This window comes from Staphylococcus sp. KUGN1, assembly GCF_045984185.1.
GTDB classification, from domain to species: domain Bacteria; phylum Bacillota; class Bacilli; order Staphylococcales; family Staphylococcaceae; genus Staphylococcus; species Staphylococcus warneri_A.
In genome coordinates this window covers 1-11,510 of the sequence record NZ_JBJQIL010000005.1, presented here as the reverse complement: position 1 = coordinate 11,510, position 11,510 = coordinate 1, and the positions used below count along the sequence as shown (strand labels likewise).

Here is an 11,510-nt window from a genome sequence, read left to right as displayed (position 1 = left end):
ACCTTATAGTAAATTAGGTTTATAAATTTTAAAACAATTCAAACTATTTAGAATAAATAACCATTCAACGAAGGGAGTATAAATAAAATGAGACATTATACAACACAACATTCAACGACAACTTCAAATATTATTATTTTATTATACTCTCAAGGGCTCGAACTTTAGTAATTTTTTCATTTACTAAATGTTTAAGTCCTATTTGTAATTGAATGGGACTTATTGAACGTCCCAATAACCATTGGGACGTTTTTTATTTTCTTATAGTAAAAAATACGGGGGAATTTATTATGCGAAGCGACATGATCAAAAAAGGAGATCAACAAGCTCCAGCAAGAAGTCTTTTACATGCTACGGGCGCACTTCAAAATCCAACAGATATGAACAAACCTTTCGTAGCTATTTGTAATTCATATATTGATATTGTTCCTGGACATGTTCATTTAAGAGAATTAGCTGATATAGCAAAAGAAGCGATTCGTGAGGCAGGTGCCATTCCATTTGAGTTTAATACAATTGGTGTAGATGACGGTATTGCGATGGGTCATATTGGAATGAGATATTCTTTACCTTCTAGAGAAATTATTGCTGATGCTGCAGAAACTGTAATTAATGCCCACTGGTTTGACGGTGTATTTTATATTCCAAACTGCGACAAGATTACACCAGGCATGTTACTAGCAGCTGTTAGAACTAATGTACCTGCAATTTTTTGTTCAGGTGGTCCGATGAAAGCTGGATTATCTGCTCAAGGTAAAGCTTTAACATTATCTTCTATGTTTGAAGCCGTTGGTGCTTTTAAAGAAGGTTCTATTTCTAAAGAAGAATTCTTAGATATGGAACAAAATGCCTGCCCTACTTGTGGTTCATGTGCAGGTATGTTCACTGCCAATTCAATGAACTGTCTCATGGAAGTACTTGGTTTAGCATTACCATACAATGGTACAGCATTAGCAGTTAGTGACCAACGTCGTGAAATGATTCGTCAAGCTGCCTTTAGATTAGTAGAAAATATCAAAAATGATATTAAACCTAGAGATATTGTTACCAAAGAAGCGATTGATGATGCCTTTGCACTGGATATGGCTATGGGAGGTTCTACAAATACAGTATTACACACATTAGCAATTGCTAACGAAGCTGGTATTGAATATGATTTGGAACGTATTAATGAAGTCGCTAAAAAAACACCTTACTTATCTAAAATTGCTCCAAGTTCTTCATACTCAATGCATGATGTTCACGAAGCAGGTGGCGTTCCAGCAATTATCAATGAATTAATGAAAAAAGAAGGTACCTTACATCCAGATAGAATCACAGTCACTGGAAAAACTTTACGAGAAAATAATGAAGGTAAAGAAATTAAAAACTTTGATGTTATCCATTCGCTAGAGAAGCCATATGATAAAGAAGGCGGTTTATCTATCTTATTTGGTAACCTGGCTCCTAAAGGTGCAGTTATCAAAGTTGGTGGTGTAGATCCTTCAATTAAAACATTCACTGGTAAAGCGATTTGCTTTAATTCACATGATGAAGCAGTTGAAGCCATTGATAATCATACAGTACGAGAAGGACATGTGGTCGTTATCAGATATGAAGGACCTAAAGGCGGCCCAGGTATGCCTGAAATGTTAGCCCCTACTTCTTCTATTGTCGGTAGAGGATTAGGTAAAGATGTAGCATTAATTACAGATGGTCGTTTTTCAGGTGCAACACGAGGCATTGCAGTAGGACATATTTCTCCTGAAGCAGCATCTGGTGGGCCAATCGGACTTATTCGAGACGGTGATGAAATCACCATCGATTTAACAAATCGTACACTTAATGTTGATCAACCTGAAGAGGAATTATATCGTCGTAGAGAACAATTAGAACCATTTAAAGCAAAGGTTAAGACTGGTTATCTTGCACGTTATACATCATTAGTCACAAGTGCCAATACTGGTGGCATCATGCAAGTACCTGAGAATCTTATCTAAATAATAGGAGTTGATTTTAATGACTAAACTTAGTGATATGTCAGAACATAATACAGCAACGTCGAACCAACCTGTAGATACCATGAAAGTTGCTGAATCTAGCAAACCTGAATATATGAAGAGTCAGACTATAAATGAGATGCGTCCTGGTTCTGAAATATTAGTTGAAGCACTTCAAAATGAAGATGTCGATTTTATCTTTGGTTATCCAGGTGGTGCCGTATTACCTCTATATGACACATTTTATGATGGTAAAATTAAACATATTTTAGCAAGACATGAGCAAGGTGCAACACACGCTGCTGAAGGATATGCACGAATTTCTGGTAAAACTGGTGTGGTTGTTGTAACAAGTGGTCCTGGAGCTACAAATGCTATTACAGGTATTACTGACGCTCATAGTGATTCATTACCATTAGTAGTCTTTACAGGACAAGTAGCGACACCAGGTATCGGTAAAGATGCTTTCCAAGAAGCAGATTTATTATCAATGACCGCTCCTATTACTAAACAAAATTATCAAGTAAAAAAAGTTGAAGATATTCCTAGAATCGTTCACGAAGCTTTCCACGTAGCTAATTCTGGTAGAAAAGGTCCGGTAGTCGTAGACTTCCCTAAGGATATGGGCGTATTATCTACCAATGTGGGTCTATCTGACCATATCGATTTACCAGGTTATCAAGTTAATACTGTAGCTAAATCAAATGATATTAACACGTTAGTTAAATATTTAAATCATTCTAAAAAGCCTTTAATTTTAGCAGGTGCTGGTGTCAATCATTCAAAATCTAATGAATTACTGACTCAATTTGTTACTCAACATCAAATTCCAACTGTCACAACACTGTTAGGGCTCGGGGCTATTCCATACGAACATCCCCTATTCTTAGGTATGGGAGGTATGCATGGTTCATACGCAAGTAATATGGCATTAACCGAGTGTGATTTATTAATTAACTTAGGTAGTCGTTTTGATGATCGACTCGCCAGTAAACCAGATGATTTTGCACCTAATGCTAAAGTGGTTCATGTAGATATTGATCCATCAGAAATCAATAAAATCATAGCCACTGATTTAGGTATCGTTGCAGATTGTAAAAATGTATTAGAACAACTTGAAGCTTCTCAAATTAATGTTCCATCACACGATGAATGGTTACAATACTGTCAATCAAACAAATCCAATCACCCATTTAAATATGAAAAAGATGATAAAGACATCTTTTGTAAGCCACAAGAGGCTATTGAATATATTTGTAAAATCACAAATGGTGATGCTATTGTCACAACAGATGTGGGTCAACATCAAATGTGGGCAGCTCAATTCTATCCATTCAAAAGTCACAGTCAATGGGTTACTAGTGGAGGTCTTGGTACGATGGGATTCGGTATTCCATCTGCGATTGGTGCACAACTCGCTTCACCAGATAAAACAGTTGTTTGTTTTGTCGGAGATGGCGGATTCCAAATGACGAATCAAGAGATGGCACTTTTACCAGAATATGGCTTAAACATTAAAATTGTCCTCATTAATAACGGTACATTAGGCATGGTTAAACAGTGGCAAGATAAGTTCTTTAATCAACGTTTTTCACATTCAGTATTTAATGATCAACCCGATTTCATAAAAATGGCTGAAGCATATGGCGTCAAAGGATTCTTAATTGATCAACCAAATCAACTTAAATCTAAACTTGATGAAGCATTTAATTATGAAGGACCTGCCCTTATTGAAGTTCGTATCTCTCCAATTGAGCCAGTTAATCCAATGATTCCTAGTGGCAAAGCTAATAACGAGATGGAGGGATATTAATGAAAAGACATTTAAAATTTGAAGTTATGAATCAAGTAAGTACTCTAAATAGAATTACAAGTGCATTCGTCAGATTGCAATATAATATTGAAGAATTACATATCAAAAAACGTGACGATAATCCTAATATTTCATATATGGAACTTATTGTTAATATTGAAGATGAAGACGTATTAAATATTTTATTAAATAAATTACAACAACAAATAAACGTTTTAAATGTAGAACAATACTCTGCTTAATATAAATTATGATTAAAACATCGATGCGCTAGTGTTCTATAAAAGCATACTTACCGAACAGCTATCATCCTTTGTTTATCACACACTTTAATTTTCGGAATATTGCTAATTTTTAATTATTTTGGAGGAATGTATTATGACAACAGTTTATTATGATGAATCAGTAAAAACAGACGCTTTAGAAGGTAAAAAAATTGCTGTGATTGGATATGGTTCACAAGGCCATGCTCACGCACAAAACTTAAAAGATAACGGATATGATGTTGTTATCGGTATCCGTCCAGGACGCTCTTTTGATAAAGCTAAGGAAAATGGTTTCGATGTATATCCTGTGGCAGAAGCAACGAAACAAGCTGACGTTATCATGGTTTTAATTCCAGATGAAATCCAAGGTGATGTATATAAAAATGAAATTGAACCTAATTTAGAAGCTGGTAACGCACTTGCATTTGCTCATGGTTTCAATATTCACTTTGGTGTTATTCAACCCCCTGCAGATGTCGATGTTTTCTTAGTTGCACCAAAAGGACCAGGTCACTTAGTTAGACGTACATTTGAAGAAGGTAGTGCAGTGCCATCTTTATTTGGTGTTCAACAAGATGCTACAGGTCATGCAAGAGATATTGCATTAAGTTATGCAAAAGGTATCGGATCTACAAGAGCTGGTGTAATTGAAACAACATTTAAAGAAGAAACAGAAACGGATTTATTTGGTGAACAAGCTGTACTATGTGGCGGTATCCATAAATTAATTCAAAGTGGATTTGAAACATTAGTTGAAGCTGGTTACCAACCAGAATTAGCCTATTTTGAAGTATTACATGAAATGAAATTAATCGTTGATTTAATGTATGAAGGCGGTATGGATAATGTCCGTTATTCAATTTCTAATACTGCAGAGTATGGTGACTATGTATCTGGACGTCGTATCATCACTCCAGATGTCAAAGACAATATGAAAGCTGTATTAACAGATATTCAAAACGGTAAATTTGCTAATAGTTTTGTTGAAGATAATAAAAATGGATTTAAAGAATTCTATAAAATGCGTGAAGAACAAGCTGGTCATCCAATTGAAAAAGTGGGCCGTAAATTACGTGATATGATGCCATTTATTAAATCAAAAAGCATTGAAAAGTAATAGTAATGGATTAAGGAGTTGATTAAAATGAGTAGCCATATTCAAATATTTGATACCACTCTTAGAGATGGTGAACAAACACCAGGCGTGAATTTTACATTCGATGAACGTTTAAAAATAGCACAACAACTTGAAAGATGGGGTGTAGATGTTATCGAAGCTGGCTTCCCTGCTTCTAGTACAGGGAGTTTCAAATCAGTGGAAGCTATTTCTAAAGCCTTAACAACAACTGCTGTTTGTGGTTTAGCTAGATGTATTAAGTCTGATATAGATGCAGTTTACGAAGCAACAAAGCATGCAGCTAAGCCTCTAGTACATGTTTTTATTGCGACATCCCCTATTCATCTAGAACATAAATTGAAAATGTCTCAAGAAGAAGTTTTAGATTCTATAAAAGAACATGTTACTTATGCTAAACAATTGTTTGATATCGTTCAGTTCTCACCTGAAGATGCAACACGTACAGATATGGACTTTTTAATAAAAAGTGTACAAACAGCTGTTGATGCTGGTGCAACTATTATTAATATTCCTGACACTGTAGGCTTTAGTTACCCAAATGAATATGGACAAATTTTTAAAACTTTAACTGAATCCGTGCAATCTGATAATGAAATTATATATAGTTCACATTGTCACGATGACCTAGGAATGGCGGTTGCAAATAGTCTAGCTGCTATTGAAGGTGGTGTGAGACGAATAGAAGGTACTGTTAACGGTATAGGCGAGCGAGCTGGTAATGCAGCACTAGAAGAAGTCGCTTTGGCACTGTATGTTCGTAAAGATCATTATGGCATAGAGTCACAAATTGATTTAAAAGAAACTAAGAAGACTTCTGCCTTAATTTCTCGCTATGCAGGTATTCGTGTACCAAGAAATAAAGCGATCGTAGGACAAAATGCATTCAGTCATGAATCTGGTATACATCAAGATGGTATTCTTAAACACCGTGAAACATATGAAATTATTACCCCTCAATTAGTTGGTGTTAGTACTACTGAATTACCTTTAGGAAAACTTTCAGGTAAACATGCCTTTGCTGAAAAATTAAAAGCACTGGGCTATGACATTTCTCCTGATGATCAAATTAATTTATTTAAACAATTTAAATCTATTGCTGATAAGAAAAAATCAGTCTCTGATCGCGATATCCATGCTTTAATTCAAGGATCAGAACATGAACAAAGTGCGATTTATCAACTAGAAGCATTACAACTTCAATTCGTTTCTAATGGTCTTCAAAGTGCAGTCGTTGTGATTAAAGATAAAGATGGCAATATTTATCAAGACTCAAGTATTGGTACAGGATCCATTGTTGCAATTTATAATGCTGTTGACCGTATCTTTAAACGTGAAACAGAATTAATCGATTATCGTATTGATTCTGTTACAGAAGGTACAGATGCTCAAGCAGAAGTACATGTTAATCTTGTTATAGATAATAAAGAAGTTAATGGTATTGGTATTGATCACGATATTTTAAAAGCTTCTTGTAAAGCTTATATTGAAGCACATGCAAAATACGTTGCAGACGCTAAAGAGAAAGAAGGTATCCAATCATGACCTATAACATCGTCGCTTTACCTGGAGATGGCATAGGCCCAGAAATACTAAATGGGAGTTTAGAAGTTTTAGAAAAAATCAGTGAGAAATATCATTTTGAGTATCAAGTAGATACACATCATTTTGGAGGAGCTGCCATAGATGCCTATGGCACGCCTCTAACTGATGAAACATTAAAGGCTTGTCAAAATGCTGATGCGATATTGCTAGGTGCTATTGGAGGTCCGAAATGGACAGATCCTAAAGTACGTCCAGAACAAGGTTTATTAAAATTAAGAAAATCACTTAATTTATATGCTAATATTCGCCCTACTATAGTGACTGATGGTACAAGTCATCTTTCACCTCTTAAACAAGATAGAGTTGAAGGTACAGATTTAGTCATAGTTAGAGAATTAACAGGAGGTTTGTATTTTGGTGAACCACGTGAGTTAACTGATCATCATGCATTAGATTCTTTAACTTACACGCGTGCTGAAATTGAACAAATTGTTAGAGTCGCATTTGAAATAGCACAACAACGACATAAAAAGTTAACGTCTGTCGATAAAGAAAATGTACTTGCTTCAAGTAAACTTTGGAGAAAAACGGTTGAGGAAGTCAGTCATGACTATCCAGATGTAGAAGTAGAATATTTACTCGTTGATGCCTGCAGTATGCATTTGATAACACGTCCAACACAATTCGACGTCATCGTCACTGCAAATTTATTTGGAGACATCTTAAGTGATGAAGCTTCTGTCATTCCAGGTTCTTTAGGATTATCTCCATCAGCTAGCTTTGGCAAAGATGGAACAAGATTATATGAACCTATTCATGGCTCAGCACCTGATATTGCGGGCCAAGATAAAGCCAATCCTTTTGGAATGATATTATCATTAGCAATGTGTTTACGTGAAAGTTTCAAAGAAATTGAGGCAGCTAATGAATTAGAGAACAATGTTTATCAACTCATTAGAGATGGAAAATGTACAGCTGATTTAGGCGGAACGTATACTACATCACAAATTATTAAATTTTTAAAAGAATTTTATACTTAAGGGAGGCGTCATCTTATGGGACAAACACTATTTGACAAAGTATGGGATAAACATGTCTTACATGGAAATGTAGGTGACCCTCAATTATTATATATAGATTTACATTTGATACATGAAGTAACATCACCGCAAGCGTTTGAAGGATTGAGAATTCAAAATAGACGCTTACGTCGTCCCGATTTAACATTTGCTACATTAGATCATAATGTCCCAACAATAGATATATTTAATATCAAAGATGAAATAGCAAATAAGCAAATTACAACGTTACAAAAGAATGCAAAAGACTTCGGTATACACATATTTGATATGGGATCAGATGAACAAGGTATCGTGCATATGGTTGGTCCTGAGACTGGATTAACACAACCAGGAAAGACCATTGTATGTGGCGATTCTCATACTGCTACACATGGGGCATTTGGTGCCATTGCTTTTGGTATCGGAACTAGTGAAGTAGAACATGTCTTTGCTACACAAACACTTTGGCAAACTAAACCAAAAAATTTGAAGATAGATATCAATGGAAACTTACCTAAAGGTGTTTATGCCAAAGATATTATTCTTTATCTTATTAACCAATTCGGTGTAGACTTTGGTACTGGTTATGCTTTAGAGTTCACTGGTGAAACAATCAAAAAGCTTTCAATGGAAGCTAGAATGACCATATGTAATATGGCTATTGAAGCAGGTGCTAAATATGGAATCATGCAACCAGATGAAACTACATTTGAATATGTAAAAGATAGACCATATGCTAACAATTTCGACCAATCCATATCTGAATGGAAACAACTATATTCTGATGAGGATGCTATTTTTGACAAAGTCATTGAAGTAGATGTTTCTGATTTGGAACCTCAAGTAACTTGGGGTACTAATCCAGAAATGGGCGTTAATTTTAATACTCCCTTCCCTACAATTAAAGATTCTAATGACGAACGTGCTTATCAATATATGGGACTCGAACCAGGACAAAAAGCTGAAGATATCGAATTAGGATATGTCTTTTTAGGATCATGTACTAATGCTAGAATTACTGATTTAATCGAAGCTAGTCATATTGTGAAGGGCAATCATGTACATCCTAATATTACAGCTATTGTTGTACCCGGATCTCGAACAGTTAAAAAAGAAGCAGAATCAATGGGACTCGATAAAATATTTAAAGAAGCGGGCTTTGAATGGCGAGAACCAGGTTGTGCAATGTGTCTGGGTATGAATCCAGACCAAGTACCTGAAGGCGTCCATTGTGCGTCTACAAGCAATCGTAACTTTGAGGGCAGACAAGGTAAGGGAGCAAGAACTCATCTCGTTTCCCCTGCTATGGCCGCTGCAGCAGCAATTAATGGGCGATTTGTTGATGTTAGAAAGGTGGTCGTATAGATGGATATCAAACCAATCACAACATATACAGGGAAAATTGTCCCTCTCTTTTACGATAATATTGATACAGATCAAATTATACCTAAAGTTCATTTAAAACGTATTTCAAAAACTGGTTTTGGTCCATTTGCGTTTGATGAATGGCGCTATTTACCAGATGGAAGAGATAATCCAGACTTCAATCCAAACAAACCCGAATATCAAGGAGCTAGTATTTTAATCACTGGCGATAATTTCGGTTGCGGTTCAAGTAGAGAACACGCTGCTTGGGCATTGAAAGACTATGGTTTTAGTATCATCATTGCTGGAAGTTATAGCGATATCTTTTATATGAATTGTACTAAGAATGCGATGCTCCCTATCGTATTAGATAAACCTTCACGTGAACATCTTGCAACATTCAACGAAATCACAATTGATTTACCAAATCAAACTGTATCATCACCAGAACAAACCTTCCACTTTGATATTGATGAAACTTGGAAGAATAAACTGATCAATGGTCTTGATGATATTGATATTACTTTACAATATGAAGATTTAATTGAAAAATATGAAAAAGCACATTAAGGTGGGAATATTATGACAGTAAAAACAACAGTTTCAACCAAAGATATTGACGAAGCTTATTTACGTCTTAAGAATATAGTTAAAGAAACGCCTTTACAATTAGATCACTATTTATCTCAAAAGTATGATTGTAAGGTATATTTAAAAAGAGAGGACTTGCAATGGGTACGTTCCTTTAAATTACGTGGTGCTTATAATGCTATTTCAGTCCTTTCTGATGATATTCAAAGTAAAGGGATTACATGTGCTAGTGCTGGAAACCATGCTCAAGGTGTCGCCTACACAGCTAAAAAACTTAATCTAAAAGCTGTCATTTTTATGCCCGTCACTACGCCTTTACAAAAAATTAATCAAGTTCAATTCTTTGGAAATGGCAATGTTGAAATTAAATTAACTGGTGACACATTTGACCATTGTTTAGCAGAAGCGCTTGAATATACTAAACAAAATAATATGACATTTATTGATCCATTTAATAATGTTTATACTATTGCAGGTCAAGGTACTTTAGCTAAAGAAATGATTACACAATCTCGCGAGGAAAATATCAATTTTGATTATTTATTTGCAGCTATTGGCGGTGGTGGTTTAATTTCAGGTATTAGTACTTATTTTCATGATTATTCTCCACAAACTAAAATCATTGGAGTAGAACCTGCTGGAGCTAGTAGTATGTATGAATCTGTAGTAGTTAATAACAAAATTGTAACATTAGAAAACATTGATAAATTTGTTGACGGTGCATCAGTCGCTAGAGTCGGTGATATTACATTTGAAATTGCTAAATCTTTCGTACATGACTATGTGCAAGTGGATGAAGGTGCAGTTTGTTCAACAATTCTAGATATGTATTCTAAACAAGCAATTATTGCCGAACCAGCTGGAGCATTAAGTGTAGCAGCATTAGAAGACTATCGTGAATCAATCAAAGGAAAAACAGTAGTTTGTATCGTAAGTGGTGGTAATAATGATATTAACCGTATGAAAGAAATTGAAGAACGTTCATTATTATACGAAGAAATGAAGCATTATTTCATTCTTAACTTTCCACAAAGACCTGGTGCACTTAGAGAATTCGTTAATGATGTACTAGGACCACAAGATGATATTACTAAATTTGAATATCTAAAAAAATCATCTCAAAATACTGGTACTGTTATTATAGGCATTCAACTAAAAGATCACACAGATTTACAACAATTAAAAGAAAATGTAAATCAATTTGATTCTTCAAACATTTACATTAATGAAAATAAAATGCTATATTCATTATTAATTTAAAACGGACGAAGCTATGTAAACGTGCATGGCTTCGTTTTAGTTTATACTTTGAACTATTAGCTCGACTAAGCTCGTTGCACTCATTCTTCAATTCATCATCTAAACGCATTTGCTCTGCGTTGACTTTCTTTTTTGAATATAAAAAAAAGAGACCTTACGGTCTCAATTATATTTGCGCGGCATGAGCTATTAAGTAAGTAAAACATGTGATTTTCAATCACTGTTTTGCTTTAGAACGTTAGTCTGCTACCTTCGGCGCTAAGGAGCTTTTTCAACTTGAGAGAAATACGCTTATACTTCTTCATTTTCATCTCTCCCTTACTCACTTAGCTCGACTAAGCTCGTTGCACTCATTCTTCAATTCATCATCTAAACGCATTTGCTCTGCGTTGACTTTCTTTTTTGGGCATAAAAAAAGAGACCTTACGGTCTCAATGCGGCTCATCGCATCCTATTATTTGCCTGGCAACGTCCTACTCTAGCGGAACGTTAGTC

Annotated in this window: 9 protein-coding genes; all 9 read left to right on the top strand. The window is 35.1% G+C overall.

The genetic code is table 11. The annotated features are described in order from the left end of the window. Nucleotides 1-290: 290 nt before the first annotated feature. The 9 genes from ilvD to ilvA all read left to right on the top strand — a co-directional run bounded on the left by ilvD (nucleotide 291) and on the right by ilvA (nucleotide 11,015). Nucleotides 291-1,979, top strand: coding sequence for a dihydroxy-acid dehydratase (gene ilvD / locus ACJQQZ_RS10490; protein ID WP_107532916.1), 1,689 nt, complete (start codon nucleotides 291-293; stop codon nucleotides 1,977-1,979). Nucleotides 1,980-2,061: 82 nt separating this feature from the next. Then, nucleotides 2,062-3,792 (top strand): biosynthetic-type acetolactate synthase large subunit, encoded by a 1,731-nt coding sequence (ilvB, locus tag ACJQQZ_RS10485; RefSeq protein ID WP_398575055.1) that lies wholly within the window; start codon nucleotides 2,062-2,064, stop codon nucleotides 3,790-3,792. Further along, nucleotides 3,792-4,034: an ACT domain-containing protein gene (locus ACJQQZ_RS10480; RefSeq protein ID WP_124227782.1), complete on the top strand. Its 243-nt coding sequence runs from the start codon at nucleotides 3,792-3,794 to the stop codon at nucleotides 4,032-4,034. The genes ilvB and ACJQQZ_RS10480 overlap by 1 nt, the downstream gene beginning before the upstream one ends. Before the next feature lie 136 nt (nucleotides 4,035-4,170). Next, nucleotides 4,171-5,175 carry a ketol-acid reductoisomerase gene (gene ilvC, locus ACJQQZ_RS10475; RefSeq protein ID WP_002452025.1) on the top strand — a complete coding sequence of 335 codons (1,005 nt, stop codon included), beginning with the start codon at nucleotides 4,171-4,173 and terminating at the stop codon, nucleotides 5,173-5,175. Nucleotides 5,176-5,202: 27 nt separating this feature from the next. After that, nucleotides 5,203-6,738 carry a 2-isopropylmalate synthase gene (locus tag ACJQQZ_RS10470; RefSeq protein ID WP_145506666.1) on the top strand — a complete coding sequence of 512 codons (1,536 nt, stop codon included), beginning with the start codon at nucleotides 5,203-5,205 and terminating at the stop codon, nucleotides 6,736-6,738. After that, a complete protein-coding gene (gene leuB, locus ACJQQZ_RS10465; RefSeq protein ID WP_124227784.1) occupies nucleotides 6,735-7,778 on the top strand; it encodes a 3-isopropylmalate dehydrogenase in 1,044 nt (347 codons plus the stop codon). The genes ACJQQZ_RS10470 and leuB overlap by 4 nt, the downstream gene beginning before the upstream one ends. A gap of 15 nt (nucleotides 7,779-7,793) precedes the next feature. After that, nucleotides 7,794-9,164, top strand: coding sequence for a 3-isopropylmalate dehydratase large subunit (gene leuC, locus ACJQQZ_RS10460; RefSeq protein WP_145506663.1), 1,371 nt, complete (start codon nucleotides 7,794-7,796; stop codon nucleotides 9,162-9,164). Beyond that, nucleotides 9,165-9,734 carry a 3-isopropylmalate dehydratase small subunit gene (leuD, locus tag ACJQQZ_RS10455; protein ID WP_145506660.1) on the top strand — a complete coding sequence of 190 codons (570 nt, stop codon included), beginning with the start codon at nucleotides 9,165-9,167 and terminating at the stop codon, nucleotides 9,732-9,734. Nucleotides 9,735-9,746: 12 nt separating this feature from the next. Next, nucleotides 9,747-11,015, top strand: a complete 1,269-nt coding sequence (ilvA, locus tag ACJQQZ_RS10450; protein WP_124227786.1) for a threonine ammonia-lyase IlvA — start codon at nucleotides 9,747-9,749, stop codon at nucleotides 11,013-11,015. Nucleotides 11,016-11,510: the final 495 nt, after the last annotated feature.